Origin of the sequence: Salinicola halimionae, assembly GCF_003206065.1 — a bacterium.
In the GTDB taxonomy this organism is placed as follows: Bacteria; Pseudomonadota; Gammaproteobacteria; order Pseudomonadales; family Halomonadaceae; genus Salinicola; species Salinicola halimionae.
Map to the genome: position 1 here is coordinate 1,064,660 of NZ_PZJQ01000004.1, position 26,778 is coordinate 1,091,437.

The 26,778-nt window shown below is 61.9% G+C and carries 24 protein-coding genes; 20 read left to right on the forward strand and 4 right to left on the reverse strand.

Annotated elements, in window-relative coordinates; all coding sequences use genetic code 11:
• The first annotated feature begins 3 nt into the window (after positions 1-3).
• Positions 4-819, forward strand: a complete 816-nt coding sequence (locus DOM27_RS10600) for a sulfurtransferase (RefSeq protein ID WP_110655957.1) — start codon at positions 4-6, stop codon at positions 817-819.
• A 27-nt stretch (positions 820-846) separates the two neighbouring features.
• Here the strand turns inward: DOM27_RS10600 and DOM27_RS10605 are convergent, their stop codons facing one another.
• Positions 847-2,517 (reverse strand): electron transfer flavoprotein-ubiquinone oxidoreductase, encoded by a 1,671-nt coding sequence (locus tag DOM27_RS10605; protein ID WP_110656442.1) that lies wholly within the window; start codon positions 2,515-2,517, stop codon positions 847-849.
• Between the two features lie 433 nt (positions 2,518-2,950).
• Here DOM27_RS10605 and DOM27_RS10610 point away from each other — a divergent pair, with 433 nt between their 5' ends.
• The 8 genes from DOM27_RS10610 (at position 2,951) to DOM27_RS10645 (ending at position 10,106) form a co-directional block, all read left to right on the forward strand.
• Positions 2,951-3,712, forward strand: coding sequence for an electron transfer flavoprotein subunit beta/FixA family protein (locus tag DOM27_RS10610; RefSeq protein WP_075561301.1), 762 nt, complete (start codon positions 2,951-2,953; stop codon positions 3,710-3,712).
• A 29-nt stretch (positions 3,713-3,741) separates the two neighbouring features.
• Positions 3,742-4,668 carry an electron transfer flavoprotein subunit alpha/FixB family protein gene (locus DOM27_RS10615; RefSeq protein WP_110655958.1) on the forward strand — a complete coding sequence of 309 codons (927 nt, stop codon included), beginning with the start codon at positions 3,742-3,744 and terminating at the stop codon, positions 4,666-4,668.
• Between the two features lie 276 nt (positions 4,669-4,944).
• On the forward strand, positions 4,945-5,784 hold the full coding sequence (locus DOM27_RS10620; RefSeq protein WP_245392669.1) for a DUF3450 domain-containing protein: 840 nt from the start codon (positions 4,945-4,947) through the stop codon (positions 5,782-5,784).
• Positions 5,781-7,184 (forward strand): MotA/TolQ/ExbB proton channel family protein, encoded by a 1,404-nt coding sequence (locus DOM27_RS10625; RefSeq protein ID WP_110655959.1) that lies wholly within the window; start codon positions 5,781-5,783, stop codon positions 7,182-7,184. The genes DOM27_RS10620 and DOM27_RS10625 overlap by 4 nt, the downstream gene beginning before the upstream one ends.
• Complete coding sequence (locus tag DOM27_RS10630) at positions 7,168-7,701, forward strand: MotA/TolQ/ExbB proton channel family protein (RefSeq protein WP_110655960.1); 534 nt, start codon at positions 7,168-7,170, stop codon at positions 7,699-7,701. The genes DOM27_RS10625 and DOM27_RS10630 overlap by 17 nt, the downstream gene beginning before the upstream one ends.
• The gene (locus DOM27_RS10635; RefSeq protein ID WP_110655961.1) at positions 7,694-8,101 is read left to right on the forward strand and encodes an ExbD/TolR family protein; all 408 of its coding nucleotides are present in this window, start codon (positions 7,694-7,696) and stop codon (positions 8,099-8,101) included. The genes DOM27_RS10630 and DOM27_RS10635 overlap by 8 nt, the downstream gene beginning before the upstream one ends.
• Positions 8,101-8,895: an energy transducer TonB gene (locus DOM27_RS10640; RefSeq protein WP_110655962.1), complete on the forward strand. Its 795-nt coding sequence runs from the start codon at positions 8,101-8,103 to the stop codon at positions 8,893-8,895. Before DOM27_RS10635 ends, DOM27_RS10640 begins: the two co-directional genes overlap by 1 nt.
• A 2-nt stretch (positions 8,896-8,897) precedes the next feature.
• Positions 8,898-10,106, forward strand: coding sequence for a hypothetical protein (locus DOM27_RS10645; protein ID WP_110655963.1), 1,209 nt, complete (start codon positions 8,898-8,900; stop codon positions 10,104-10,106).
• A 112-nt stretch (positions 10,107-10,218) separates the two neighbouring features.
• Here the strand turns inward: DOM27_RS10645 and xthA are convergent, their stop codons facing one another.
• Entirely contained in the window at positions 10,219-11,037 is an 819-nt protein-coding gene (xthA, locus tag DOM27_RS10650; RefSeq protein ID WP_110655964.1) for an exodeoxyribonuclease III, read from the reverse strand.
• Positions 11,037-11,288, reverse strand: a complete 252-nt coding sequence (locus DOM27_RS10655) for a hypothetical protein (protein ID WP_110655965.1) — start codon at positions 11,286-11,288, stop codon at positions 11,037-11,039. The genes xthA and DOM27_RS10655 overlap by 1 nt, the downstream gene beginning before the upstream one ends.
• Before the next feature lie 482 nt (positions 11,289-11,770).
• On the opposite strand from DOM27_RS10655, the gene rhlB reads away from it, so the two are divergent.
• Positions 11,771-13,060, forward strand: coding sequence for an ATP-dependent RNA helicase RhlB (gene rhlB, locus DOM27_RS10660; RefSeq protein WP_110655966.1), 1,290 nt, complete (start codon positions 11,771-11,773; stop codon positions 13,058-13,060).
• 104 nt (positions 13,061-13,164) lie between these two features.
• A complete protein-coding gene (gene dinG, locus DOM27_RS10665; RefSeq protein ID WP_110655967.1) occupies positions 13,165-15,318 on the forward strand; it encodes an ATP-dependent DNA helicase DinG in 2,154 nt (717 codons plus the stop codon).
• Positions 15,319-15,444: 126 nt separating this feature from the next.
• On the opposite strand, the gene DOM27_RS10670 is transcribed toward dinG, so the two are convergent.
• Complete coding sequence (locus DOM27_RS10670; RefSeq protein ID WP_110655968.1) at positions 15,445-16,527, reverse strand: 3-deoxy-7-phosphoheptulonate synthase; 1,083 nt, start codon at positions 16,525-16,527, stop codon at positions 15,445-15,447.
• 360 nt (positions 16,528-16,887) lie between these two features.
• Here DOM27_RS10670 and rpoE point away from each other — a divergent pair, with 360 nt between their 5' ends.
• From rpoE to recO, 9 genes are all read left to right on the forward strand, one after another.
• Positions 16,888-17,493 (forward strand): RNA polymerase sigma factor RpoE, encoded by a 606-nt coding sequence (rpoE, locus tag DOM27_RS10675; protein ID WP_110655969.1) that lies wholly within the window; start codon positions 16,888-16,890, stop codon positions 17,491-17,493.
• 336 nt (positions 17,494-17,829) lie between these two features.
• The gene (locus DOM27_RS10680; protein WP_110656444.1) at positions 17,830-18,624 is read left to right on the forward strand and encodes a sigma-E factor negative regulatory protein; all 795 of its coding nucleotides are present in this window, start codon (positions 17,830-17,832) and stop codon (positions 18,622-18,624) included.
• Positions 18,624-19,655, forward strand: a complete 1,032-nt coding sequence (locus DOM27_RS10685; protein ID WP_110655970.1) for a MucB/RseB C-terminal domain-containing protein — start codon at positions 18,624-18,626, stop codon at positions 19,653-19,655. Before DOM27_RS10680 ends, DOM27_RS10685 begins: the two co-directional genes overlap by 1 nt.
• A gap of 326 nt (positions 19,656-19,981) precedes the next feature.
• Complete coding sequence (locus DOM27_RS10690) at positions 19,982-21,406, forward strand: DegQ family serine endoprotease (RefSeq protein WP_110655971.1); 1,425 nt, start codon at positions 19,982-19,984, stop codon at positions 21,404-21,406.
• A 190-nt stretch (positions 21,407-21,596) separates the two neighbouring features.
• A complete protein-coding gene (gene lepA, locus DOM27_RS10695) occupies positions 21,597-23,414 on the forward strand; it encodes a translation elongation factor 4 (protein WP_110655972.1) in 1,818 nt (605 codons plus the stop codon).
• 11 nt (positions 23,415-23,425) lie between these two features.
• On the forward strand, positions 23,426-24,214 hold the full coding sequence (gene lepB / locus DOM27_RS10700; RefSeq protein WP_110655973.1) for a signal peptidase I: 789 nt from the start codon (positions 23,426-23,428) through the stop codon (positions 24,212-24,214).
• Positions 24,215-24,387: 173 nt separating this feature from the next.
• Positions 24,388-25,071 carry a ribonuclease III gene (gene rnc, locus DOM27_RS10705; protein ID WP_425353297.1) on the forward strand — a complete coding sequence of 228 codons (684 nt, stop codon included), beginning with the start codon at positions 24,388-24,390 and terminating at the stop codon, positions 25,069-25,071.
• The gene (gene era, locus DOM27_RS10710; RefSeq protein WP_110655975.1) at positions 25,068-25,967 is read left to right on the forward strand and encodes a GTPase Era; all 900 of its coding nucleotides are present in this window, start codon (positions 25,068-25,070) and stop codon (positions 25,965-25,967) included. Before rnc ends, era begins: the two co-directional genes overlap by 4 nt.
• 54 nt (positions 25,968-26,021) lie before the next feature.
• Positions 26,022-26,732, forward strand: a complete 711-nt coding sequence (recO, locus tag DOM27_RS10715; RefSeq protein ID WP_110655976.1) for a DNA repair protein RecO — start codon at positions 26,022-26,024, stop codon at positions 26,730-26,732.
• Positions 26,733-26,778: the final 46 nt, after the last annotated feature.

A 26,778-nucleotide genomic window follows, 5' to 3' on the forward strand; every position in this document is an offset into this window, starting at 1 on the left:
ACCATGAATGCATCCGTTCTTGTCACGGCAGAGGCGCTACGGGAAAGCCTCGGCGCTGAGCGGCCGCTGGTTTTTGATTGCCGCGTTTTTCGTGGAGATGAAAAGCTAGAGGATCGCCGCTACCTTCCCCAGAGTATGGCTCTGGATCTCGAGCGTGATCTATCCGCGGAACCGGGCGAGGGTGGTCGACATCCGTTGCCTTCACAGAAGGATTTCACGGCAACGCTTCAATCCCTAGGTGTCTCGCCCGAGCGCCCGGTCGTCGTTTACGATGACAGTGGCGGTCAATTGGCAGGCGCACGTGCCTGGTGGATGATCGCTTGCTGGGCGGGTCATTCCGACGTCCGTGTATTGGATGGAGGGCTTGCTGGCTGGCAGATGGCTGGTGGCGAGTTGGTGAAAGCTCCTGTCGAGCCCGAAAATCAGAGCCGCTGGGAGCCGTCATTCAACGATGACGCGCGAGCTTCAGTAGAAGGGCTTTTAGAGCAGGGTGGCCAGTTGGTGGATGCCAGAGCCGCGACACGTTTTCGAGGGGATGAAGAGCCTTTGGATCCGGTGGCGGGTCACATTCCGGGAGCCATGTGCCGTCCCTGCACGCAAAACCTTGAGACCTCCGGTCGTTTCAAGAGTCCCCGTCAACTAGCCGACGAGCTTCCGAAAGGAGATGCTCTGACGGCATACTGCGGCTCGGGCGTCACTGCCTGCCACAACATTCTCGCCTACGCCGTCGCGGGCCTGCCGCTGCCCCGGTTGTATGTCGGTTCCTGGAGTGACTGGATTCGCGATCCGTCGCGGCCGATCGCGACCGGCGATGCCTGACACCGCCGATCACGTGGAAAGCGGGCGCTACATATTGGGATAGTTCGGCCCACCGCCGCCTTCAGGGGCCACCCAGGTAATGTTCTGGGACGGATCCTTGATGTCGCAGGTCTTGCAATGAATGCAGTTCTGGAAGTTGATCCGGAACTGCGGCTCGCCCGCTTCCTCGACCACTTCGTAGACCCCGACCGGGCAGTAACGCTGCGCGGGTTCGGCGTATTCCGGCAGGTTCTTCGCGATCGGAATGGCCGGATCGCTCAGCTTCAGGTGGCAGGGCTGGTTCTCGTCGTGGTTGGTATTCGACAGAAAGACCGACGAGGGCTTGTCGAACGACAGCTTGCCGTCGGGTTTGGGGTAGTCGATCGGCGCCGACTCTACTGCCTTCTTCAACTGATGATCCGGCGTGGTATCGCGCTGTAGCGGCAGCTTGCCGCCGAGCAACTGATCCACGAAGTTGAACGCACCGCCACCCACGGTACCGAACTTGTGAATGGCCGGGCCGAAGCTGCGACTGGCCTGCAGCTCCTGCCACGCCCAGCTCGACTCCCAGGCGTTGGTGAAATCGCTGAGTTCCTTGCCGCCCTCATCACCGGCGGCGATTGTCGCGAATACCGTTTCGGCGGCGATCAGCCCCGACTTCATCGCGGTATGAATACCCTTGATCTTGGCGAAGTTGAGCGTGCCGGCATCGCAGCCCAACAGCAGGGCGCCGGGCATCGTCATCTTGGGCAGGCAGTTGGCGCCGCCCTTGGTGATCGCACGCGCGCCGTAGGCCACGCGTTTGCCGCCCTCGAGATGACGCTTCAGTAGCGGATGGTGTTTCATGCGCTGGAATTCGTCGAACGGCGATAGATAAGGATTGCGGTACGCCAGATCGACGATCAGACCCACCATGACCTGCTGGTCATCGCCGTGATAGAGAAACCAGCCTCCGTGGCTGTCGCCGCCATGGTCCTTGTCATCCAGGGGCCAGCCGGAACCGTGCAACACCAGCCCCGGCTCGTGCTGCTCGGCGGGGACGTCCCATAGCTCCTTGAAGCCGATGGCGTAATGCTGGGGATCACGGCCCGCGTCGAGCTCGAAGCGTGAGATCAACTGCTTGCCGATATGCCCCCTCGCCCCCTCGCAGAACAGCGTGTACTTGGCGCGCAGCTCCATGCCGGGCATGTAATTGGCGGTTTCGCTGCCATCAACGGCGACCCCCATGTCGCCGGTGAGAATGCCGCGAACGACGCCCGCGTCATCGACGATCGCTTCCTGCGCGGCGAAGCCGGGGAAGATCTCGACGCCCAGCGCTTCGGCCTGCTCGCCCAGCCAACGGCACAGGTTGCCGGCGCTGATGACGTAGTTTTGATCACTGCCACCGGTCGAACCGGCGTGGCCGGTGTTGTGCATCGACTTGGGCACCAGCGCATTGGGCAGTTTCTGCGCCTTGGCGGTGTTCTTCAGCAGGTAGAGCTCATCGCGCAGCACCGGCGTATTCAGCGGCGCGCCCCGCTCGGCCCAATCGGGGAATAGCTCCGTCAGGGCGCGCGGCTCGAATACGGCGCCGGATAGGATATGGGCCCCGACTTCCGAACCCTTCTCGACCACGCAGACCGAAAGCTCTTGCCCGGTCTCGTTAGCCTGCTGCATCAAACGACATGCCGCCGACAGGCCGCTGGGGCCTGCACCCACGATCACGACGTCGAAATCCATGGATTCACGTTCCAAACCCGATCTCCTTTCTGGCTAGCGGGGCGTTGGCGAATACGGTAGCCATGCACGCCTGCTCGGTCTGTTCATCGACGGCTGTTGCCACCGTTTTTTATAGCCTAACGTTAGTCAGGTGTCCGATGTTATGCCTAGGCGCGCTTTTCTTATGCGAAGGTGCTGCTTCGGCAGGACGCCTTTGATGCGCTATCATCGCATTTTTGGCCCGTCGATGCCCCCGGCGATGCACCATGCTGGAGCGGAAGACGGGCCCCGAGTTGACCTTGGCCGACGTCGACGTGATTCTATATGCGCCGACGTTTTTGCTGTCTGGCATCACGTCAAAAGGGTGGTCGTGACATCTCGATCACCGACGTCGACCAGCGCCCGCCGGGTCGGTCTATCAATAACCTGCGAGGACAACCATGCGAGGCCACTCATGAAAGTACTCGTCGCGGTCAAACGCGTCATCGATTACAACGTCAAGATCCGGGTCAAGGCGGATCACTCCGACGTCGACCTGACCAACGTCAAGATGGCCATGAATCCGTTCTGCGAAATCGCGGTGGAAGAGGCCGTTCGTCTGAAAGAGAAAGGCGTCGCCTCGGAAATCGTTGCCGTCACGGTGGGCCCCAAGGCCGCTCAGGAACAGCTGCGCACGGCGCTGGCGCTGGGTGCCGATCGCGCCATTCACGTCGAGACCGACGAACGTGTCGAGTCGTTGACGGTGGCGAAGCTGCTCAAGGGTGTGGTCGACGAAGAGAAGCCCGATCTGGTGATCCTGGGTAAGCAGGCGATCGATACCGACAACAACCAGACCGGCCAGATGCTGGCGGCGTTGACCGATATGGGGCAGGGCACCTTTGCCTCCGAGGTCGCTTTCGGTGAGGGCGTCGAAGCCGGTGAAGTTCGCGTCACTCGCGAGATCGACGGGGGCCTGCAGACCGTTGCGCTCAAGCTGCCCGCCGTGGTGACGACCGACCTGCGCCTGAACGAGCCACGCTACGCCAAGCTGCCGGATATCATGAAGGCAAAGAAAAAGCCGCTGGAAACCAAGACACCGGAAGCGCTGGGTGTGGCCGTGTCCAGTGGTCTCACGCTGCTCAAGGTCGAGACGCCTGCCGAGCGCAAGGGTGGCGTCAAGGTAGGCTCCGTGGATGAGCTGATCGACAAACTCAAGAACGAAGCCAAAGTGCTTTGAAATAAAGTGCTTTGATAGGAGCTGATCGCATGAGCATTCTGGTTCTGGCCGAACACCACAACGGCCAATTGGCCGCCGGCACCGCGCATGTCGTGGGTGCCGCGCGGGCCATCGGTGGCGACATCGATCTTCTGGTCGCGGGTGAGAACGTTGGCAGTGTCGCGGAAGCTGCCGCGAGGCTCGACGGCGTCGCCCGCGTGCGGGTGGCCGACAATACAGCGTACGCCCACCAGCTGGCCGAGCCGCTGGCGGATCTGCTGGTCGCGCTGGCCGATGAATACAGCCACGTACTGGCCGCGGCTTCGACCGAGGGCAAGAACGTGCTGCCGCGAGTGGCCGCGCTCAAGGATGTCTCGCAGATTTCCGAGATTCTGGGCGTCGAGAGCGCCGATACGTTCACGCGTCCGATCTACGCCGGTAACGCCATCGCCACGGTGCAGTCGAGCGATCCGCTCAAGGTGATCACCGTGCGCACCACGGCATTCGATGCGGTGAGCGAAGGCGGCGCGGCGTCCATCGAAGCGCTCGATTACATTGCCGACAGCGCGCGTTCGCGTTTCATCGGCGAAGAGCTTGCCCAGAGCGAACGTCCGGAGCTGAGCGGGGCTCGAGTCGTCATTTCCGGCGGCCGTGGCATGGGTAACGGCGACAATTTCAAACTGCTCGACGGAATCGCCGACAAGCTGGGGGCTGCCGTCGGCGCGTCGCGGGCGGCGGTTGATGCCGGTTTCGTGCCCAACGACATGCAGGTCGGCCAGACCGGCAAGATCGTCGCTCCCGATCTCTACATTGCCGTGGGTATCAGCGGCGCGATTCAGCACCTGGCGGGGATGAAGGACTCCAAGGTGATCGTGGCGATCAACAAGGACGACGACGCGCCGATCTTCCAGGTCGCGGATTACGGTCTGGTGGGCGATCTGTTCGAGATCCTGCCCGAGCTGGAACAGAAGCTTTAGGGGCTGTTGCTGTTTCAGCGCGAGCCGCGTTCGACCCAACCGGTGCCTCTGGGCGCCGGTTTTTTATGCGGTATCTTGTTGATGAGGCGGCTCGATCCGGCGACATGCTCGCCAGCGAAATCATGGGCGATAACGCCGAGAAAGCGGGGCGATGTTATACGGATTGATAATTGTTCTTGTTTGTATTAGCGTATCGCATCGAATTCAGCGGCGTTACATCGTCGATCCGGCGATGCTCGTCACCGGCTGCTGATTGCTCATACGCAAGGAGATAGCGTGGTGCATGATTTCTCGCGCAGGCGAGGCAAGAGGCGTCTGTCGGCGTTCTGTCTCGCCGCCATGAGCCTGGCCGCGGCCGGCCCGGCATCGGCTCAGGACTCGCTTAGCCAGTCCAGCATCCAGGCCCAGCAGACCCAGGCCGAACTTCAAAGCCGTATCGATGAAGCCGACGACGCCACGCGCGACGCGCTGGAGCGTCTGCGTCAGGCCAAACAGCAGGCCGACCGGCTGGAGAGTTACAACGCCGAGCTGGCGCCGATCGTCGACAACCAGGCCAAGCGAATCGCTTCCGAGCAAAAGGCGCTGGCGCAGATTTCGGTGACGCGTGAAGCGTTGCCGGGCGAGCTGCGCCAGATGGTCGAGCAGTTGCGCGCAATGATCGAGGCGGATATGCCGTTCCTGCGCGACGAGCGTCTGGCACGCGTCGACGATCTGGAGCAGATGCTGACCCGCGACGACGCCTCCCAGGCGGACAAGTTGCAGCGAATCTTTTCCGTGTGGCGCACCGAGCTCGACTACGGCCGCGAGATGGATCAGTGGAGCGGTCCGCTCGACGGTGCCCAGTCCGAAGCGGCAAGCCAGGGTAGTCAAATGGCGCGGGAAGTCGACTATCTGCGTGTAGGACGCACCGGCTGGTACTACGTCACGCCGGACGACCGCGCCGGCGGTGTCTGGAGCGTCGCCAACGGCGAGTGGGAAGTGTTCGATGGCGATCAGATCGACGAGGTTCGCCGCGGTATCCGCATCGCTCAGGATCAGAGCGCGCCGGCACTACTACACCTGCCGGCCTCACTGACCGTCGAGAACGGGCGGGCATCGACAGAGGACCAATCATGAAGCGTCACGCATGGTGGTTGGCATTGCCTCTCGTCGCCACGCTTCTCACCCCGGGTATTGCCGTTGCCCAGTCCGACGCAGGAAGCGACACGACGCCGTCGATGCAGCAGGTGCTCCAATCCTTTCGCGCCGATAGCCAGGCCGCAGAACAGCGCGACAGCCAGCGGCTCGAGACATTGCTGGACGACCGCCAGGCGCTGCAGCAGGCCGTTTCCGATGCCGAGCAGCGGCTGCAGCAGGCGCAGGCTCGACGCCAACAGCTGGACGATCGTCAGTCCGCGCAGCAACAGCAGCTGGCGGAACTCCAGCAGCAGCGGTCGGATCAGGCCGGAGATATCGGCGAGATTTCCGGCATCGTCAAGCAGCAGGCCGGCGAGTTGCGAGATGCTCTCGGCGAGAGCTGGCTGACCGTGGGCGGTGACGCTCGACTGCCGCCGCGGCTTGACGACCATGGGCTGGTCGATCGACAGACGTTTGATCGGGTACGTCAGGCTCTCGCCGGCCTGGTCGCGGAAAGCGGCCGTGGCGTGCGCTTTCAGGCGCCGGTAGCGGGCAAGGACGGCGATGTCGCCGAGCGCGAGGTAGTGCGCCTGGGTGACACCCTCGCCTTCAGCAATGGCGATCTGCTGCAACGGATCGGCGATGACGGAAGGCTGGCGGTGACTCCGGTGACGCCCGGCGATGCTCGGCAGGCACTACAGGCCTTTCAGCAGGGGGATGGCAATCAGATCGTGGTCGACCCCACCGATGGCGACGTCCTGAATGCGCTGTCTCGACAGCCCAGCCTGTGGCAGCGCTTTCAGCAGGGCGGCTATGTCGGCTACGTGATCGTTGCGTTGGGAATCGTCGGTCTGCTGATAGCACTGGCGCAGTTTGTCTATCTCGTGATCGTCAGTGGCCGGATGCGCCGGCAGATGCAGTCCCCGGACACATTGCACGACGACAATCCGCTGGGCCGGGTACTCAAGCGCTTCGCGGCACTGGGGCGCGATCATGCGCCGGAAGCACTGGAGGCGCGACTCGACGAGGCCCTGCTGGCGGAGCAACCGCGGCTGGAGCGCGGTCAGCCGATCGTCAAGCTGATCGCCGCGGTGGCGCCGCTGCTCGGGCTGCTAGGCACCGTGACCGGGATGATCGTCACTTTCCAGTCGATCACCGTGTTCGGCACCGGCGATCCGCAGTTGATGGCGGGCGGGATCAGTCAGGCATTGGTGACCACCGTGCTGGGCCTGATCATGGCCGTGCCGCTGCTGTTCGCCAACACCGCCTTGAACAGCCGTAGCCGGCGGTTGATCGGTCTACTGGAAGGCCGGGCCAGCGCTGTACTTGCCGAGCATCTCGAGGCCGAAACCGCTGCTGCCGCACACGCCGAGGAGCGCCGTCATGGTGCCCACGCTTGAGCCGATCCGCTGGCTGATCAGTTCCGGCGGCGAAGTGCTGGTATTGATCATGCTGGTGGCAATGGCGTTGTTCGCGATTTCGCTGGAGCGATTGTTCTACTGGCGATTCACCCATCGGCGCGCGCGCCGGGTGCTGATCGAAGCCTGGATCCGGCGTCGTGATCACTCGAGCTGGAGCGCGCTGACGCTGCGCGAAGTCTGGACGCGCGAACTGATCGCGCGGCTGCGTCTGCCACTGCCTTGGCTCAAATTGCTGATCGCGATCTGCCCGCTGCTGGGCTTGCTGGGAACGGTAACGGGGATGATTCAGGTTTTCGACAGCCTGGCGCTGACCGAAAGCAGCCAGGCCCGGGCCATGGCCGACGGCGTCGCCCAGGCCACATTGCCGACGTTGTGCGGCATGGCCGTCGCCGTGGTGGGTCTGCTTTTCGTGACTCGTCTGGAACAGATCATTCGGCGCGAGGATCAGCGGTTGCATGACCGTATGGCCCGCGCCGTGGAGGACTCACATGCGTAGGCGCCGGTTGCGGGAAGCCAGTGACGACTCGACCGGTATCGATCTCACGCCGATGCTGGATGTCGTCTTCATCATGCTGATCTTCTTCATCGTCACCACCAGCTTCATCAAGGAGAGTGGCGTCGAGATCGAGCGGCCCGACTCGAGCGAGGCCACGGCGCGGCAGGATACTCAAGTGCTGGTCGCCATCACCGGCGAGGGCGCGGTATGGGTCGATGGCGAAGCGGTGGATGCTCACCGTGTCGGCGCCCGTGTCGCGCAGCTGGTTTCCGGTGACGGCAGCGTCGTCGTTCAGGCCGACAGGAACTCGACCACGGGCCTGCTGATTCAGGTCATGGATCGTATTCACCAGGCTGGCGTCGACAACGTGGCCGTCGCCGCCAACCGGGACTCCGGTTGATGCGTAGAGTGGCCGGACTCGTGGGTGGCGCGCTGCTGACGCTGCTGGTGTTCTATCTGCTGGCGCTGCTGGTCGCGCCGCCGGAGCCGGATCGCACCCAGATCGTGACGCCCACCTCGATCTCGATGGTCGATGCGCCGGAGCAAGCGCAGGCTCAGCCATCTCCGACCTCGCCGGCATTGCCGACGCCGCCCAGTGCGCCACCACCGCCGCCCGCGGCGGCCCCCGCCCCGGCAGCGGAAACGCCCAGCCCGGTGGAGATCCCGGAGCCCGAGACGCCGCCGATGGAGACACCGGATGCGAGTCTGGACGCGTCGCTACCCGAATTGAGCGAAGCGCGGCCGGAACCGAAACCAGAGCCCCAGCCTGAGCCGGAACCTCAACCAGAGCCGAAGGCGGAACCGCAACCCGAGCCGCAGCCTACGCAGGAAACCGTGGCGGAAGCGGCGCCACAGCCGCAATCCGAGCCGTCGCAGGCGGAGCCCGCTCCGCAGCAGCCGCCGAAAGGCACGCAAGCCTCGCCCCGCGATGTCGGCCAGCTCCAGCCCACCAGCCGGGTCAATCCGTCCTATCCCATGCGTGCACGCCGGCGGGGCATGGAGGGCTACGTCGAGGTGAGCTTCATCATCCAGCCTGACGGGCGTGTCGATACCGGTAGCCTGCGGGTGATCGATGCCGATCCCGCCAATGTCTTCGATCGTGCCGTCGAGCAAGCCGTGTCGCAATGGCAGTTCCCTCCGGCCGATGACGTCAGGCGCGCGACGCAGCGCATACAGTTCCAGTTGGAGGGCTGAGGATGAGTTCGACGGTGGTCCGTGATCTGCGCAAGCGTTGCCTGGCGCTGATGGCCGCGGGCCTGATCGGCTTCGGCGGCGTTCCGTCGGCCCAGGCGGAAGGACCGGCGCTGCGTCAGGACATGATTCGAACGCTGCACTCGATGCAGTCGCAACTCGAGGCCGGCGACGACGCCACGGTGGCCTCGCGTGCCGCGGCTTCGGCCTCGCGGCTGCAAGGAGGGAATGCCGCCGACCGTTGGGCGCGCGCGCTGTTCCTGCAGTTGGCCGCGTCGGCCAATGCCCGGCAGGCCAACGATAGCCAGGCTGCGGATCAGTTGGCCGAGGCGCGCGGCATCGATGAGGTTCCCGATGCCCGCCGGCTGGCCTGGTTACGCCAGGAAGCACAGCTTCGGCTGAGTGCAGGTCAGACGGAACAAGGCGCGGATCGACTAACGGAGTGGGTCGAACGAAGCGGCGGCGACGACACCTCTCGTTGGCTGCTGGTACAGGCGCGGGCCTCGCTGAAGGAGTGGTCGGCCGCGGCCAATTCGCTCGATCGCCTCCGCGAATCCGGCGCCGAGGGGTGGAGCTCCTCACAGCAGCAATTGGCGAGCACGGTCTACCAGCAGACGGGTCGGTTCGACGACGCTCTGGCGCTGCTCGGCGACGATGCGAGTTCGCCGGACGTCTGGCGACGAGCGTCGGGGCTGGCGCAACAGGCGGGAGATGACGGCCGCGCTGCCGCGATCTGGGAGAGCGGCTGGCGTCGTGGGGCGTTGACCTCGCGCGACGATCTGCTGCAACTGGCCAAATTGCATATCGCCGGGGGAACGCCGGCACGAGCCGCCGAGTATCTGCAGCGCTGGCTGGATGACGGCCAGCTGCAATCCAGCCCCGCGACGCTGCGCTTGACCGCCCAGGCCTGGGCCGCGGCTCGCGATCACGATCAGGCGCTGACGGCGTGGCGCAAGCTTGCCGAACAGAGCGGTCGCGCGGAAGATTGGCAGCAACTCGCCGAGCTCGCCTACGGTTGGGGCGAATGGCAAACGACGCTGGATGCGTTCTCGGCATTGAGAGAGGCAGGCGGCGGCATGTCCGGGCGGGATTGGCTGCTGCAAGGCATCGCCACGGCACAGCTGGACGATCAGGATGCGGCGCGCGACGCGTTCCGTCGGGCCAAAGCCGCGGGCGTCGATCAGGCGCAGCAGTGGCTGGATTCGCTGGGTTAGGAAATGCACCCTCGCGAACGGGCCACGAACCGCAACGGCGACGTCTGGAATTCCCAGGCGTCGCCGTTTTGGGTCAACAGGCTCACGTCATGGCTCAGCCCATCGGTTACCCTCACTTCAGTGCAAACTCGGTCCAGACCGGGGCGTGGTCGGACGGACGCTCCATGCCGCGCAGATCGTAATCGATGCCGGCCTGACGAGTGGCTTGTGCCAAGGGCTCGGTGACCAGGATGTAGTCGATGCGCAGTCCGCGTTTGGGTTCGCGATCGAAGCCCTTGGAGCGATAGTCGAACCAGCTGAAAGTGTCGCTGTCATCGGGGTGGCAGCGTCGATAGCTATCTTCGAGACCCCACGCCTTGAGGCGTTCGAGCCATTCCCGCTCTTCCGGCTGAAAGCTGGTCTTGCCTTCGCGCAGCCAGCGCTTGCGGTTGTCTTCACCGATGCCGATGTCGATATCGGCCGGCGAGATGTTGAAATCTCCCATGATCGCCACGTGCTCGGAAGGCTCGTGCTGCGTCTCCAGCAGGGCATTGAGCCCGGCGTAGAACGCCCGCTTGTTGGGGTACTTGGTCGGGTGCGCGATGTTCTCGCCCTGAGGGAAGTAGCCGTTCCAGACCGTCAATGGCTCGCCGTCTTCCATCTTCAGCGTCACCCCGATCAGACGGCGCTGCGCTTCCTCGCCATCATCGGGCAGCCCGTAATGCACCGATTCCGGTGCCGCTCTGGTCAGCATCGCCACGCCATAATGGCCTTTCTGACCGTGGAAATGGACGTGATAGCCCATCGCTTCCACCGCCTCGTGGGGGAACTCGCTGTCCTGGACCTTGGTTTCCTGAAGACCGATGACATCCGGTGCGTGAGTCTCGATCAAGGCGGCGAGCTGATGTAGCCGTGCGCGGATACCGTTGATATTGAAGGAAACCATGCGCATCAGTCGGAGCCCCCATTCTTCGAAGCGTCGCTGTCGGTTTTTGAGGCGTGCAGCGGTAGCGGCGGGGCGCTCTGACGCTGACGCTTGCGCTCGGCCTGGAGTTTCCGCTGCTGGGTTTTCTTGTCGACGTAACGGCGGGACGGCGCAACCTCATCGGGGTTGTCATGGCGCCAACGGCGGTAGTCCTTGCGCTTGCCGGTACGAATCGTCACCTTGTCGGCCAGCGACTTGGTCTTCTTTCTGCGAGTCATGCGCGCGACCTATAGCGGTTTCTATCAAGCGATTTCCATCGACCGTCTCGGCAACCCGACGTCGAGACACGACGTCGAGAAATGAGACATCGGAACATTACTGCGTATTCTAACAGCCAGCGATGCAGGTGCCAGCGCTTAACGTCCGTGCTCCCAGACCATCGACTCACGAGATCGACTGGGCGCGCGTCAAGGCGTCGATTGGCGGGGCTCGCGACGTTGATCGACTGGGCTCGCGACGTTAGCGGGCTGGGCTGATATAATGCCCCCGGCTCGCGCTGGGCGTAGCCCCTGCGAAGTCGTCAATCGTCGCGTCGAGGTATCGTCTAGAAGTACTGCTTGGCACCACCTGGAAGTACCCTGGAAGTACCGTCCTGGAGGGCGTGAATGCCTGTCCCGCCGCGCCGATTTCGGCGTTGTCGAACAGGGCGCCAGCCGTCGCGAGTCAAACCGTCAATCGATTTCGGACATTCGTCATTACTATGAGTGAGTCTGACAACACCCAGGCCCCGGCAGAGAATCGCAGACCCAAGCGGCGTCGGCGCAAGCCACGTAAGTCCCAGTCCCGCAACACTTCCGGCTGGTCGCTGAAACAGTTTCAGGTCGAGCCTGTTGCCGGGCGCTGGCGGTTCCATGACTTCGACCTGCCAACGCCGCTGATGCGGGCGATCCAGGCCGAGGGCTTCGAGTACTGCACCCCGATTCAGGCCGAAGCGCTGATGCACACGCTGCTCGGCGGCGACGTGGTCGGCAAGGCGCAGACCGGGACCGGCAAGACGGCCGCGTTTCTGATCTCCATGCTGGCCTATTTCCTCGAAGAGGAAGCGCCGGACGGACAGAAGCCGGGGACGCCTCGCGCGCTGATCGTCGCGCCGACCCGCGAACTGGCCCTGCAGATCGAGAAGGATGCCAAGGCTCTCGCGCGGTTCACGTCGCTGAACGTGGCGAGCGTCGTCGGCGGCATGGACTACCAGAAGCAGCGCGATCAGCTAAGCAAGAATCTGGACGTGCTGGTGGCAACGCCGGGCCGACTGCTCGATTTCCAGCAGAAACGGGATATCGATCTGTCTCAAGTGGAAGTGCTGGTGCTGGATGAAGCCGACCGGATGCTGTCGATGGGCTTCATTCCGGACGTCAAGCGCATCATCCGCTATACGCCCAAGCCCGTGGAGCGTCAGACCTTCCTGTTCTCGGCGACTTTCACGCCTGACATCCTCGGCCTTTCCGAGCAGTGGACCCAGAACCCGGCTCACGTCGAGATCGAGGTGACCCACGACAACGCGGCCAATATCGATCAGCGTGTCTATCTGGTCAGTGACAGCGACAAGCGCAAGCTGCTGTTCAATCTGGTCAACCAGGAGACGATGGAGCGGGTCATCGTGTTCGCCAATCGTCGCGATCTGGTGCGCGAGCTGGATCAGCTGCTGCGTGAGCAGGGCATCAACGTGGCGATGCTTTCCGGTGACGTGCCGCAGAGTCAGCGAATCAAGACGCTGGAACGTTTCCGTGAAGGTGAAGTGAACGTGCTGGTAGCGACCGATGTTGCCGGGCGTGGCATTCACATCGAGGATGTCAGCCATGTCATCAACTTCACGCTGCCGGAAGATCCGGAAGACTACGTTCATCGTATCGGCCGTACCGGACGGGCCGGGGCTCAGGGCGTATCGATCAGTTTCGTCGGCGAGGAAGATGCGTTCTCGCTGCCCGAGATCGAGAACTACATCAACGGCAAGCTTCCCTGTGAGCATCCGCCCGAATCGATGCGGCCCTGAACGGCTGACATCCAGGGTGGCGCAGGTTCCTGCGGCCTCTCTCCGGTAATCGCCCACCCTCGGTGGGCGATCCTTTCCTGATACCATTCCGCTCCGGAACGCGCATGCTCGATGAACCCCTCAAGCAACAGATTCAAGAGGCTTACCGGCGCGTGCTCGAGGGGCTGGAGCTCACGCCGCGCTACGGTCAGCGCCTGATGATCGCGGAAATCGCGCGCACGCTGGCGTCGATCGAGCAGGACGAGCAAGGTCGGAGAACCTCCAACGAGCACGTCTGCGTGCTGGAGGCGGGCACCGGAACCGGCAAGACGCTCGCCTATCTATTGTCGGCGCTGCCCGTGGCCAAGGCCCGCGGCAAGCGCCTGGTCATCGCCACCGCCACGGTGGCGCTCCAGGAGCAGGTTCTGAATCAGGATCTGCCGATGCTCAAGGCGCACAGTGGCCTCGACTTCGAATATGCGCTGGCCAAGGGTCGCGGTCGTTATCTCTGCGTGGCCAAGCTGGACCAGGCACTGGAGGGTGCCGAGCCCAATCCGACGCTGTCCTTGTTCGAGCAGACCATCGCCACGGATGCCGGGGGGGACTTTCCTCAGCTGATTCAGGAGATGGCCGACACCTACGCGTCGGGGAACTGGGAAGGAGACCGTGACAGCTGGCCGGTCGCCATCGACGATCGCGACTGGCGGCGGCTGACGGTGGATCACCGTCAATGTACCAACCGCCGCTGCGGTCATTTCGGCGCTTGCGCCTATTTTCGTTCGCGCCGGCATCTCGAGCAGGCCGATATCATCGTTGCCAATCATGATCTGGTGCTGGCGGATCTGGCGCTAGGCGGCGGCATGGTGTTGCCATCGCCCAAGGACTGCATCTACGTCTTCGATGAAGGCCACCATCTGCCGGACAAGGCACTGGACCACTTCTATCATCGCTTCGGGATCAACGCCACGCTGCGCTGGTTGCGAACGTTGAAGAAGTCGCTGACCGAATTGAACACCGCGCTGGGCGCTCAGCCGACGCTGGCGCGACTGCTGGCGAGCTTTCCCGAGCGGATAGCGGCGCTGGAGCCCCGGCTCGGCGATGCCTATGCCATGGGTCATCAGATCGCCGGGCTGAGTGCCGGGGCTGGCGATGAAACGCAGAATTTCCGCTTCCCCAACGGCCGTGCACCCGAGCCGCTGGTCGAGCTCGCTCAGCAGTTGGTGGTGCCGTTCGCCGAGCTCTCGCGGGATCTGGAGACGATGAGCGACATCCTGCGCGAGAGCCTCGACCCGGATAAATCCACCGGACTTCCGCGGGGGCAGGCGGAACCCTGGCTGCCGTTGACGGCACTGCTCCACGGTCGCGCGCTCGAGGCGCACGCGCTGTGGTCGGCCATGGCCAAGCCCGATCCGGCCGGGCAGGCACCACAGGCGCGCTGGTTGACGTTCCAGAGCTTCGGCGGCGAACCGGAGCTGACGTTTTCCGCCAGTCCGGTGTCGGCGGCGGAAACGTTGGCGCGTCATCTCTGGGGAAGCTGCTACGGGGCGGTGGTCACTTCGGCGACACTGACGGCGCTCAATCGCTTCGAACGGCTGCAGGAGCGCGCCGGCCTGGCCAACCGCTATCGCTATCAGCGCCTGCCGAGCCCGTTCGACTACTCCCGTGCGACGCTCAGCGTGCCGCGAGAGGCGGTCGAGCCTGGCGATGCCATGGCGCACGACCGCTCCATCGTGCAGTTCATCGAAGGCCTGGCCGACGACGAAGCGGTGCTGGTGCTGTTTTCGTCGCGCAAACAGCTGCGCAGCGTAGCGGATGGGCTACCGGAACTGTGGGCATCGCGGCTGCTTTCCCAGGACCGATTGCCCAAGCGCGAGCTGCTGGAGCGGCACCGCAAGGCGGTCGATGCCGGTGACGGGAGCTTGATCTTCGGCCTGGCGAGTTTCGCCGAGGGAATCGACCTGCCCGGTCGTTACCTCACCCACGTGGTGATTACCCGGTTGCCGTTCTCGGTGCCTGACGATCCCGTCGGCGCCACCCTCGCCGAATGGATCGAAAGCCAGGGCGGCAACCCGTTCATGCGAATTTCGGTACCGGATGCGTCGATCAAGCTGGTGCAGGCGTGTGGGCGACTGATTCGCAAGGAAGACGATAGCGGGCGCATTTCGCTGCTGGATCGGCGCGTGCTGACGCGCCGGTATGGCAAGGCGTTGTTGGACGCGCTGCCACCGTTCCGGCGCCAGATTGAGGGTGTCGACGCAGGGGAGCCGGTCAAGCACTAGTCGTTCAAGCGCTAGCCGGCCACCCGAACAGGCATGATACCGCCCGAACTCAAACGCCCGATGCTGGCTTCAGCATCGGGCGTTTTGTGTGGCTCTGAGACTGACAGGGATGGATCTCGCTCCCGCTCAGTCTTCGCCCTGCTGGCGCGTTTGAAGCGGTGACTTCAGCTGTTCCGCCATCTGGGCCAGTGTGCGCTCGGTCGTCGGCCAATCGATGCAGGCGTCGGTGATCGAGACGCCATATTCGAGCTGGCTGCGATCTTCCGGGATCTTCTGGCTACCCCAGCCAATGTTCGACTCGATCATCAGGCCGATGATCGAACGATTGCCGTCAAGAATCTGATGCGTCACGTTTTCCATGACCAACGGCTGTAGCGCCGCATCCTTGTTGGAATTGGCATGAGAGCAGTCGACCATGAGATTGGCCTTCAGTCCCGCTTTGTGCAGCTCCTGTTCGGCCAGCGTCACGCTGACACTGTCGTAGTTAGGCTTGCCGTTGCCGCCGCGAAGGACGACGTGGCCATAGGCGTTGCCGCGAGTGCGGATAACAGCGACCTGGCCCGCCTGGTCGATACCCAGGAAATTGTGGGGGCTGGCCACTGACTGCAACGCGTTGACCGCCACATCCAGGCTGCCATCGGTGCCGTTCTTGAATCCGACGGGTCCGGAGAGACCGGAGGCCATCTCGCGGTGAGTCTGGGATTCCGTGGTACGTGCGCCAACGGCCGACCAGCTGATGCAGTCCTGCAGATACTGCGGCGAGATCGGATCCAGTGCTTCGGTGGCCAGCGGCAACCCGATTTCGGCCAGATCCACCAGGAGCCTGCGGGCGATATGCAAGCCCTCTTCGATCTCGAACGAGTCGTTGAGGTGCGGGTCGTTGATCAGACCTTTCCAGCCGACCGTGGTACGAGGTTTTTCGAAGTAGACACGCATCACGATGTAGAGGCTGTCGCTGACGGCATCGGCCAGCTTGCGTAGACGTCTGGCGTAGTCTCGCGCCGCGTCCGGATCGTGGATCGAGCAAGGGCCAATCACCACGAGGAGACGAGGATCTTCGCGATCGAGAATACGCTGGATGGTGTGGCGGCCTTCTATGACCGTGCGCTCGGCGGATTCCGTGAGTGGGATGTTCTGCTTCAACGCTTCCGGCGTAATCAGGACATCCTGGGAAAGAACGTTGAGATTGTTGACCTGCTGTTCCGACATGCTGGGGCCCGTTGACTCTGATTAGTGACTGCGCGTGAAGCGCGTACTATGGAGGCTGCGAGGTGTAAAAATCAACTTCCCGGCTGTCGTCGAGCCTCGGGTCTGGATCGAATATCGCGAAATCGGCGCTGAAATAGCAGATTGATGAGGTAGGGAAAAACAGAAACACTGGGGCGGCTTCGCGTGCTAATCCAGCGTTTCTGTTATAAGTTGCACGCCTGTCATTGAATCGTGAGCCCGAGGGCTCCAGGTTGGATCATGAGCGTATTGTTTCCCAGTCATCACACTTGTTATTGCCGCGCTGTCACTCGACTTCAGCTACCGCCGCTTTCTCAGCCCAGCCGTACGGGGAGGGGTTGAATGGGTGCTCGAGAGACCGATCAACAACTCGTCGAACGCGCGCAGAAAGGAGATAGCAGAGCTTTTGATCTCCTGGTCAAGAAGTATCAGCACAAGATCCTTGGGTTGATCAGCCGTTATGTCCAGGACCATTCCGAGGTGCAGGACGTCGCTCAGGAAGCCTTCATCAAGGCCTATCGTGCCTTGGGAAGCTTCCGTGCCGAGAGTGCCTTTTATACCTGGATGTATCGAATTGCCATCAATACGGCGAAGAACTATCTGGTGTCGCGCGGGCGCCGCCCACCAGGCAGTGATCTCGACATCAGCGACGCAGAGATCGTCGACCAAAGCGGCCGGCTGTCGGATATCGAGTCGCCCGAAGCGGCCATTGCCCGCGATCAGCTCGAAGCGGCGGTTTTCGAAGCGATAGAAAAGCTGCCCGACGATCTGCGTACGGCCATTACGCTGCGCGAGTTCGATGGGCTCTCCTACGAGGATATCGCCACGATCATGGAGTGTCCGGTGGGCACCGTGCGCTCAAGAATATTTCGGGCGCGTGAAGCTGTCGACAAGCACATCGAGCCGCTGCTGGAACATGGCTCTGGTGGTGCGGTCAATGGTCCCTGAGTGGCGCCAGACGTCGGTTCACCGATTTGTCGTCAAGGGACTCGTCGTCCCTGACTCGGCGAATCATCGGGCTTCGATAGTAAAGTCAGCGATGGTCAGCCAACGAAAGATGAATCGAAAATGAACTGTCGTCGATTTTTGTCGTCGTAGAAGGGCAGGTGATGGCCAAGGCGTCGTCGACTGGGGACACCCAGTCACGATGAGCTGGTGACACAGAGGTCGAGCTTGCGCATCTCGAACATGTTAGGTCGAGATGACGCGCCTCCAGATGTCACTCTGAACGTCGCCGTCATTCAACACGTGGCGAGCCGCAAGGCCGAGTGTGAGGGTGTGATTATGAAACAGGTGCATGAATCTTTTTCCGCACTGATGGACAACGAAGCCGATGAATTCGATCTGAGACGAGTTCTCAAGACGATGGGCACGGCCTCGCAAGAGGGCGATACCTGGCGCCGATATCATCTGGCTCGAAGCATGATGCGGCGTGAGCGCGATGTGATCGTCGATATCGATATTTCCCGCGATGTGATGGCTGCCATTGCGGACGAGCCGCAACCGGTTCGGGAGTCTGGCAGTGAACCGACGAAGCGCCATTCGTTCTCGATGATGAGTGGCGCCGCCGTTGCGGCCGCGGTATCGCTGATGGTGATCACCGGCGTTCAGGTCTACAACGGCCAGTTTGGTGGTGGCACCACGACATCGTCGGACGTCGCGTCCAGTGGTGGAGTAGCCTCGTCGGTTGGGGCACAACCCTCGCTGGCATCGGAAGAGGTATCAGGCGGGCAGGGCGGTGCGATGCAGGCTTCCATGCAGGCGCCCATCTCCAATGGCCTGCCGTACACGCTGGGTGGCTCGGGCGTTGGCAGCCTTGGCAATGGCAACCCGAGTAATGGCAACAATAGCGGCCTGATGACCGTCGGCGAGCAGATGATGCAACCGATGTTTCTGTCGCCGAGCACGCGTCAGTCGCCCAATGTCGATCGAGAGCAGGCGCAGACGCTCCAGTCCTACCTCGAGCGCCATTCGGCTGGGGCGGCCTACAGCACTGGCGATAACTGGATGCCGCTGCTGCGTACGCCGGGTGGTTTATCCGCTCAGATCGATAACGCCGGAGCCACGGAAGCGCGTTGATGTTTCGGTTCTTCCCTTGGGCGTCTTGGGCCGCGGCGCTCTCCGTACTGGCGGCGTCCGCTGGCGTTCCGCCGCAGTCGTTTGCCGATGATAGAGCTGCTCCGGAAACTTTCGATTGCCGTGATCTTGCTTCGGCCGGTGATGGCGACATCACACCCGAAGCGTTATTTCAACGCAGCCTCTGGGCCAGCCACTGCTATAACTTCGGTGCGCGCGCAGTGCGCATCAGCTTCGATGGCGTCAGAACACTGGCGCTGACCCATAGCGTGGAAGACGGCATCGAAACCGAGTCCGCCAGATTTCTCGACGGCCCACCCATCGCGGTGGAAAAACGGGGTCGTGTGGGCCAGGACACGAAGAACGGTGCTCTGGGCTTCTCGGCCGGTATCGCGCCTGCCGCACTGGCTGAGCAGATTGCAGCACATTACGAGCTGCAGCCGATGGCGCTCGAGCGCATTGCCGGACGCCCGGCGTGGCGGCTCGATGTCGAACCACAGGACGGACTCCGTTACGGCTACCGGTTGTGGCTCGATCGCCAGACGGCGCTACCGCTCAAGCGCGAAATGATCGATATCGACGGGCGGATTCTCGAGACCTTTCAGATAACCGATCTACAGGAGCCCACGCTTTACTCAAGTACGCTTCGCCTCGGGCCCGGTCCCAGTCCTCCGGGTTCACCATGGCATGCGCAGTGGCTGCCTGCCGGTTTTACCGTGCAGCCGATCCCTCCGGATAGCCCCGACCAGAGCGCTCGCGTCGAACATCGTCTGTACAGCGACGGCTTGACCAGTGTCAGTCTGTTCGTCGAACCCATGGCCAACGATCGCCCTGCGTTATTGGCGGGCATTCATCGCCTGGGCATCTCCTATGCCGCCGTTCGCCATGTGATCCACCAAGGTCGACCGATGCAGATACTGGTTCTGGGCGAAGCGCCAGCCGAGGTTCTGGCACGCATCGCCTCGAGCGTGGCGTGGAATGATGGTAAAAGCGCCAGCGACACTGCGGCCGACATCTCTGCTGATGGTTCCTGAACGTTTCCGCTGATGGCTTTCTAGGCGCCGTCGCCGACGGCTTTTAATCGCCTTCGCTGAAGGCCCCCGCATTTTCTACCTGCCTGATTGTGTCCTTCGACCATTCTCGATGTTGAACTGGTCGCAACGATCCCTGCAAAGAAACTTTACATCTCGGTGAACTCTTGGCGTTTTTTCGCATCAATGAATGTGGTTGCCGTGCCCTGTGTCTGGCGCAGCGATGATGCGATGACGTGAGGTTCATCAACGCCGCTTTACCCTTCACGCACATCGTTCTTCTCAACGTGTGACTCGTCAGAGTCTTCATCGATGTTTAGGAGTATTTAATGGAACGCATGACAAGATGGTTCGCTCCGTGGTTATTGATGGCCGTGACGTTATTGGCTTTTCAGACGGCGCAGGCACGCGAACTGCCGGACTTTACCGGCTTGGTCAAACAGGCTGCTCCCGGCGTGGTCAACATCGCCACGACCAGCAGCGTCAGCGCGTCCAGCGGGCCCTACGGTCAGCAGGACGTCCCCGAAATTTTCCGACGTTTCTTTGGTGACCAGATGCCGCCCATGCCAGGCGGGCCTGGTAGCCAGGGCGAGGAGGAAGAGCGTAAATCCCTGGGATCCGGTTTCGTCATCCGCAAGGATGGCTACATTCTGACCAACGCTCACGTGGTCAAGGATGCCGACGAGATCATGGTGCGGCTGAATGACCGACGTGAGCTGCCGGCCAAGTTGGTGGGTTCCGATGCACGCACCGACGTGGCGCTGCTCAAGGTCGACGCTAACGATCTGCCGACGCTCAAGATCGGCGACTCTGACGACCTCGAAGCCGGCGAGTGGGTTGCCGCCATCGGCTCTCCATTCGGTTTCGACCACTCGGTGACCGCAGGTATCGTCAGTGCGATCAACCGCACCCTGCCCAGCGAGACCTACGTACCGTTCATTCAGACCGATGTCGCGATCAACCCGGGCAACTCCGGTGGGCCGCTATTCAATCTCGACGGTGAGGTCGTGGGTATCAATTCTCAGATCTATACGCGTAGTGGCGGCTTCATGGGTCTATCGTTCGCGGTACCGATCAGCGTTGCCATGAACGTTGCCGACCAGCTACGCACCGAAGGTCATGTCAGTCGCGGCTGGCTGGGCGTGGTGATTCAGCCGGTGTCCAAGGATCTCGCCGAATCTTTCGGGCTCGACGGCACCAACGGTGCGCTGGTATCGGATGTCAGCGATGATAGCCCGGCCCAGAAGGCGGGCCTCGAGGCGGGAGATGTCATTCTGAGCGCCAATGGATCTGACATCGAGGACTCCTCCACATTGCCTCGCGTAGTGGGTCAGGTGGCGCCGGGCGATGAAGTCAAACTCCAGGTCATGCGCGATGGCGGAAAGCGCGAGGTCGATGTGACCGTGGGAGACTGGCCGGAAGAGATGACCGCGGATGGCTCGCCTTCCAGCAAGTCCTCCGACGATCAGACCCAACTGGGCATTGCGATCAGCGATCTCAACGACCAGGAAAAGCAGCAGCTGGATATCGACAAGGGGGCGCTGGTGCGTCGCGTCGATCCTCGCGGTGCGGCGGCTTCGGCGGGCATTCAGCCCGGAGACGTCGTCGTTAGCTTCGATCAGAAGCCGATCGACAGCGCCGACCAGTTGATCGACGCGGTCAAACAGGCCGATGACGATCGTGCGATTCCGGTGCGAATCGTACGCGATGGCAACTCTTTGTTCGTGGCATTGCGTCTGAAGTCCGACGACTGAGCGGGATCTCACGACAGTGACACCTCGTGGTATCACGCAGCCCCGCGAAAGCGGGGCTGCGTGCCTTCCGGTTGGCGCTGTCTTTGCCCCGGCCATGTCGGTACAATGCGCCCAATTCGAAATCGACCGCGCGACTTGGCTACAGCACTCCGTGCGGACTGCGCGTGTACAAATGACCGGTAAGGCTTAAATGGCAGACGCTGCAAGTAACGAGCAACTGAAGTTCATTCGCAACTTCTCGATCATCGCCCATATCGACCATGGCAAATCCACCCTGGCGGATCGCATCATCCAGTTCTGCGGGGGCCTGACGGATCGCGAGCTCAAGGAGCAGGTGCTCGATTCGATGGATCTCGAACGCGAGCGGGGCATCACCATCAAGGCGCAGTCGGTCACGCTCGACTATCAGGCGCAGGATGGCCATACCTACCAGCTCAACTTCATCGATACGCCGGGGCATGTCGACTTCTCCTACGAGGTGTCGCGCTCGCTCTACGCCTGCGAAGGGGCGTTGCTGGTGGTCGACGCGGGCCAGGGCGTCGAGGCGCAATCTGTCGCCAACTGTTACACCGCCATCGAGCAGAATCTGGAAGTCATTCCGGTTCTCAACAAGATGGACCTGCCCCAGGCCGATCCGGACAAGGTGGCTCACGAGATCGAGGAGATCATCGGCCTCGACGCGCAGGATGCCATACGCGTGTCGGCCAAGAGCGGCCTCAATATCGATCTGCTGCTCGAGCGCCTCGTTCGTGACATACCGCCACCCAAGGGCGATCGTGAAGGCGATCTCCAGGCGCTGATCATCGACTCCTGGTTCGACAACTATCAGGGCGTCGTGTCTTTGGTGCGGCTGTTCGACGGTACGCTGAAAAAAGGCGACAAGATTCGGATGAAGTCGACCGGTCGCGATTGGGACGTGACCGATATCGGCTATTTCACGCCCAAGCAGAATTCCACGGGTGTCCTGCGAGCTGGCGAGGTCGGCTTCGTCATCGCCGGTATCAAGGATATCCAGGGTGCCCCGGTCGGCGACACCATTACCCATACCAAGACCAAGGACGTGCCACGCCTGCCCGGTTTCCAGAAAGTGAAACCGCAGGTCTATGCCGGCATGTTCCCGATCAGCTCCGACGACTACGAAGACTTCCGTGACGCGCTCGAGAAGCTGGCGCTCAACGATGCCTCGCTCGACTACGTGCCGGAAAACTCCGATGCCCTCGGGTTCGGCTTCCGCGTCGGTTTCCTCGGCACGCTGCACATGGAGATCGTCCAGGAGCGGCTGGAACGCGAATACGACATCGATCTGCTGACCACGGCGCCCACGGTCAACTACGAAATCCTGATGGACAACGGCGAGCTGGTCACCATTTCCAACCCGTCGAAACTCCCCGACATGGCCAATGTCTCCGAGATGCGCGAGCCGGTCGTGCGCGCCAGCATTCTGGTGCCGCAGGAGTACGTGGGCAACGTCATCACGGAGTGTGTCAATCGGCGTGGTGTGCAGCTCGACATGCAGGTGCTGGGTAACCAGATGCAGCTCGTCTACGAACTGCCGATGGCCGAAGTGGTGATGGACTTCTTCGATCGGCTCAAGTCGATCTCCAAGGGCTATGCCTCTCTCGACTACAGCTTCGAGCGCTTCGAGGCGGCCAAACTCGTGCGTCTGGATGTGCTCATCAACGGTGAGCGCGTCGATGCGCTGGCGGTGATCATTCACCGTGATCATGCCCATTCCCGTGGCCGCATTCTGGTCGACAAGATGAAAGAGCTGATCCCGCGTCAGATGTTCGACGTCGCGGTTCAGGCCACGATCGGCGGTAGTGTGGTCGCAAGATCCACCGTCAAGGCGCTACGCAAGAACGTGACGGCCAAGTGCTACGGCGGTGACACTTCGCGTAAGAAGAAACTGCTGGAGAAGCAGAAAGCCGGCAAGAAACGCATGAAGCAGGTGGGTCGTGTCGAAATACCCCAGGATGCGTTCCTTGCCGTTCTTAAAATGAACGAGTAGGAAAACAGGTCATGGATTTTTCGTTGTTACTGGTGTTGGCTGTCGCCATCACGGGGCTCGTCTGGTTGCTGGACAGCCTGTTTTGGCGTCGCTCACGTCATCAACGCCAGCAGGCCGCTGCCGAAGCCAAGGGCGGTGAAAAGGCCACCGGCTACAAGGATCCTTGGCCGGTCGATTACGCTCGCTCCTTCTTTCCTGTGCTACTGATCGTGCTCGTGTTGCGCAGCTTCATCGTCGAGCCGTTTCAAATCCCCTCCGGTTCCATGCGGCCGACGCTCGAGATCGGCGATTTCATTCTGGTCAACAAGTTCAGCTACGGTCTGAGGCTTCCGGTCATCAATACCGAAATTGCGGATCTCGGCGAGCCGGAGCGCGGTGACGTCATGGTCTTCCGATTCCCGCAGGACCCTTCGGTGAATTTCATCAAGCGCGTCATCGGTCTACCCGGTGATCGCATTCGTTACGAGAACAAGCAGCTCTACGTCAACGGTGAACCGGTCCCCAAGTCGATGACCGATTCCGATCCAGCGGAAGCCCCAGGTGAGGAGCTTTTCGAAGAGCACCTGGGCGAGGCGGACCACAGTATCTACAACAACCCTCAGAGTCCCGGGCCGCAGATGCGGGAGATCGTCGTTCCCGATCATGAATATTTCATGATGGGTGACAATCGCGATCACTCCAACGACAGCCGTTATTGGGGCTTCGTGCCGGAGAAGAATATCGTCGGCAAGGCGTTCGCGGTGTGGATGCACTGGGATGGCGGATTACCTAGCTTCAGTACGGTACGCCAGATAAACTGATTCTTATATAGTCCGCCGCCCCGTTCACGGGAAGCGGCGGGACGTGCAACTCGCACAGCGGGCGACGGGCTATCCCGCGCCCGCTTTGCTTCAAAGACAATGAATCTTTGCTTCAAGACGATGATTCCTTGTTTCAAAGATAACGACTCAATGGGAATGACGTGAGTGATCCTCTGCAAGGCTTCAGCCGCCGTATCGGCCACGACTTTCGTGACCCGGCGCTGCTGGAACTGGCCCTGACGCACCGAAGCGTCGGCGGTGCCAACAACGAAAGACTCGAGTTTCTGGGAGACTCGATCGTCAATTTCGTGATCGGCGAGGCGCTTTTCAAGCGCTTTCCAGCCGCGCGGGAAGGCCAGCTGTCTCGATTACGGGCAGGCCTGGTCAAAGGTCAGACGCTGGCCGTGGTGGCACGTGAATTCGAACTGGGCGGATGCCTGCGTCTGGGTTCCGGCGAGATGAAAAGCGGCGGACACCGACGCGATTCGATTCTCGCCGACGGTCTGGAAGGGGTCATCGGTGCCATCTATCTCGACGCAGGCATGGATGTGGCACGCAGTCGTGTACTGGCCTGGTTCGGTACGCGACTGGAAGCGATCGACCTGCACAACACGCAGAAGGATCCCAAGACTCGGCTGCAGGAGTTCCTGCAGTCTCGCCAGCAGGCGTTGCCGCGCTACGAGGTGATCTCGGTCGAGGGCGAGGCCCACGCCCAGACCTTCAGCGTCGAGTGCCATGTTTCCATGCTGGGCGAATCGCCGACGCTGGGTGAGGGTACCAGTCGGCGTTTCGCCGAACAGCAGGCTGCCGAGCTTGCGTTGTCCCAACTCGAACCATCCAAGGGTAAACGCCAATGACACAGAGCTGTGGTTTCGTCGCTATCGTCGGGCGTCCCAACGTGGGCAAGTCGACCCTGATGAATCGTATCCTGGGACAGAAGATTTCGATTACCTCGCGCCGTCCGCAAACGACACGCCATCAGGTGATGGGGATCAAGACCGAGGGCGAGGCTCAGTTCGTCTATGTGGATACTCCGGGCATTCACTTGCAGACCCGCGATCGCAACAAGGCGATCAATCGGTTCATGAATCAGGCGGCCACCCAGGCATTGCGCGATGTCGACTGCGTGGTGTTTCTGGTCGATCGAACGCGCTGGATGGAGGAGGATCAGGTCGTTCTCGACAAGCTCACCCACGTCGAAGCGCCGGTGATCCTGGCGGTCAACAAGGTTGACTGGCTCGAAGACAAGACGACGCTGCTGCCGTGGTTGGAATCGCTCTCGGCAAGGCGCGAATTCGCCGCGATTCTGCCGATTTCGGCCAAGGATGGAACCAACGTGCCGGAGCTCGAGGGAGAGGTCGCCAAGCGTTTGCCCGAGGGTGTTCACTACTTTCCGGACGACCAGATCACCAACAAGAGCCAACGTTTTCTGGCGGCGGAGCTGGTGCGCGAAAAGGTCATGCGCCAGTTGGGTGACGAACTTCCCTACCAGATGACCGTCGAGATCGAGGAGTTCCGTGACGAAGGCAAGGTCATTCATATCAGCGCGCTGATGCTGGTCGAGCGCCAGGGACAGAAAAAGATCCTGATCGGCGACAAGGGCGAGCGAATCAAGAAGATCGGGATCGAGGCGCGCCAGGAGATGGAGAGAGCGTTTGACAGCAAGGTCATGCTCAATCTTTGGGTCAAGGTCAAACGCGGCTGGTCGGACGATGACCGTGCGCTGAAGAGTCTCGGCTATAACCACGAATGAACGAGTGCCTGCGACTTCGTCGCTGACCTGCGCTTTTCTCAAGAGACAACGGCAATGACGCCCCAGCCGGCCTACCTCCTGCACAAGCGGCCCTACCGGGAAACCAGCGCGCTGGTCGATGTCCTCACCCTCGAGCACGGCCACATACGCGCCGTGGCGCAAGGCGTTCAGCGCGCCGGCAGCAAGTCTCGGAGCAAGCTACAACCCTTCGCGCCACTGCATCTGACTTGGATCGGTGACGGCGATCTCAAGCGTCTGCGCATGATGGAGACTACTCAGGGGGCCGTGCTGTTGGCGGGAGAAGGACTGCTGTGCGGATTCTATGCCAATGAGTTGCTGACACGTGCGCTGCCGGTGGGCCTGCCGTCACCAGATGTATTCGCCATCTATGCCTGGGCGATCGAGCGCCTGACTCGCCCTGCGGAGCGCGCCACCAGTTTGAGGCGCCTCGAGATCACGCTGCTGGAGACGCTGGACGCTGATCCGGTGTTTCTCGATCTGGACGATGCGCCGCTCGACCCTTCCGTGCGTTATACCTACCTTTCCGAAAATCGTCGATTCATGCCGATTGCCGCGCATCATCCCGGGTGGGATGGGCGCAGTCTCAAATTATTGGCGCGGGGTGATTGGGATTCACCGGGGCTGGCCGGTTTGAGCAAGGCATTGACACGCGCCGCCCTGGCGCCGTTGATCGGCAGCCAGCCGCTACGCTCTCGAGAGCTGATGCAACGCCTCAACCAGCGTCGACGTCAGGGAAGTTCCTGATGTTGCGATCGATGCCGCGACCGGGCGCCAGCCGCGACACCATTTT

Coding starts and splice junctions, on each gene's coding strand:
- DOM27_RS10600 (WP_110655957.1), top strand. CDS start 4: ATGAATGCATCCGTTCTTGTCACGGCAGAGGCGCTACGGGAAAGCCTC.
- DOM27_RS10605 (WP_110656442.1), bottom strand. CDS start 2,517: ATGGATTTCGACGTCGTGATCGTGGGTGCAGGCCCCAGCGGCCTGTCG.
- DOM27_RS10610 (WP_075561301.1), top strand. CDS start 2,951: ATGAAAGTACTCGTCGCGGTCAAACGCGTCATCGATTACAACGTCAAG.
- DOM27_RS10615 (WP_110655958.1), top strand. CDS start 3,742: ATGAGCATTCTGGTTCTGGCCGAACACCACAACGGCCAATTGGCCGCC.
- DOM27_RS10625 (WP_110655959.1), top strand. CDS start 5,781: ATGAAGCGTCACGCATGGTGGTTGGCATTGCCTCTCGTCGCCACGCTT.
- DOM27_RS10630 (WP_110655960.1), top strand. CDS start 7,168: ATGGTGCCCACGCTTGAGCCGATCCGCTGGCTGATCAGTTCCGGCGGC.
- DOM27_RS10635 (WP_110655961.1), top strand. CDS start 7,694: ATGCGTAGGCGCCGGTTGCGGGAAGCCAGTGACGACTCGACCGGTATC.
- DOM27_RS10640 (WP_110655962.1), top strand. CDS start 8,101: ATGCGTAGAGTGGCCGGACTCGTGGGTGGCGCGCTGCTGACGCTGCTG.
- DOM27_RS10645 (WP_110655963.1), top strand. CDS start 8,898: ATGAGTTCGACGGTGGTCCGTGATCTGCGCAAGCGTTGCCTGGCGCTG.
- xthA (WP_110655964.1), bottom strand. CDS start 11,037: ATGCGCATGGTTTCCTTCAATATCAACGGTATCCGCGCACGGCTACAT.
- DOM27_RS10655 (WP_110655965.1), bottom strand. CDS start 11,288: ATGACTCGCAGAAAGAAGACCAAGTCGCTGGCCGACAAGGTGACGATT.
- rhlB (WP_110655966.1), top strand. CDS start 11,771: ATGAGTGAGTCTGACAACACCCAGGCCCCGGCAGAGAATCGCAGACCC.
- dinG (WP_110655967.1), top strand. CDS start 13,165: ATGCTCGATGAACCCCTCAAGCAACAGATTCAAGAGGCTTACCGGCGC.
- DOM27_RS10670 (WP_110655968.1), bottom strand. CDS start 16,527: ATGTCGGAACAGCAGGTCAACAATCTCAACGTTCTTTCCCAGGATGTC.
- rpoE (WP_110655969.1), top strand. CDS start 16,888: ATGGGTGCTCGAGAGACCGATCAACAACTCGTCGAACGCGCGCAGAAA.
- DOM27_RS10680 (WP_110656444.1), top strand. CDS start 17,830: ATGAAACAGGTGCATGAATCTTTTTCCGCACTGATGGACAACGAAGCC.
- DOM27_RS10685 (WP_110655970.1), top strand. CDS start 18,624: ATGTTTCGGTTCTTCCCTTGGGCGTCTTGGGCCGCGGCGCTCTCCGTA.
- DOM27_RS10690 (WP_110655971.1), top strand. CDS start 19,982: ATGGAACGCATGACAAGATGGTTCGCTCCGTGGTTATTGATGGCCGTG.
- lepA (WP_110655972.1), top strand. CDS start 21,597: ATGGCAGACGCTGCAAGTAACGAGCAACTGAAGTTCATTCGCAACTTC.
- lepB (WP_110655973.1), top strand. CDS start 23,426: ATGGATTTTTCGTTGTTACTGGTGTTGGCTGTCGCCATCACGGGGCTC.
- era (WP_110655975.1), top strand. CDS start 25,068: ATGACACAGAGCTGTGGTTTCGTCGCTATCGTCGGGCGTCCCAACGTG.
- recO (WP_110655976.1), top strand. CDS start 26,022: ATGACGCCCCAGCCGGCCTACCTCCTGCACAAGCGGCCCTACCGGGAA.